This is a genomic window from Mesorhizobium waitakense (assembly GCF_056431085.1).
This window is the reverse complement of record NZ_JBWKME010000224.1, coordinates 1-819: the sequence shown is the minus strand read 5'-3', so window position 1 is coordinate 819 and position 819 is coordinate 1. Positions and strand designations below refer to the sequence as shown.

At 59.8% G+C, this 819-nt stretch carries 1 protein-coding gene; it reads left to right on the top strand.

What is annotated here, in order from left to right:
- Window positions 1-29: 29 nt before the first annotated feature.
- The coding region (locus AC07FD_RS39390) for a caspase family protein (protein ID WP_478354193.1) at window positions 30-819 on the top strand (790 nt) is incomplete at its 3' end.

Sequence of the window (819 nt, the reverse complement as noted above, 5' to 3'; positions counted from 1 at the left end):
ACAGTTCTCTTGGGGAGGCGTTTTCTGCAATGCGCAGCGCTTTCATTTTCTTCGTTCTATTTTTTGCGGCTGTTTCTGGACAGGCAATCGCCGAGAAGCGCGTTGCGCTGGTGATTGGCAATTCGGCCTACCAGCACGCCGTCCAACTCGCCAATCCGAAGAACGATTCCTCCGACATGACTGCCAAGCTTGAAAGCCTTGGCTTCCAGGTTGTCAGCGGCCAGGACCTCGACCTCGCGGGAATGCGTCGCACAGTACGCGACTTTCTGGAAAAGCTCGACGGTGCCGATATGGCGCTGTTCTTCTATGCCGGGCACGGTCTGCAGGTGAATGGCAACAATTACATGGTGCCGGTGGACGCACAGTTGGCCGGCTACAATGATCTGGACTTTGAGGCCCTTCCGATGGACCTCGTACTTTCGGCGATGGAGCGCAGCACCAAGGTCAACCTCGTCTTCCTCGATGCCTGCCGGGATAATCCGTTCGCCGACAAGCTTTCCCGCTCGATGGGGACGCGCTCCAGTTCCGTGGGCAGAGGACTGGCTAGGCTTGGCAGCGGAGTCGGCTCGCTGATAGCGTTCGCAACGCAACCGGGCAACGTTGCTCTGGATGGGGCAGGGCGGAATTCTCCGTTCACGACCGCACTGCTCGCACACCTCGGCACGCCGGGGCAGGATATCACGCGCGATCTCATCGATGTCCGCCGCGATGTGCTGGCTGCGACGGAGGGCAAGCAAGTACCGTGGGAAAACTCCTCGCTCACGGGCGAGATCGTGTTGAAGCCGCTCGCGACGGATGAGCCGAAGGCGGTATCTGCTC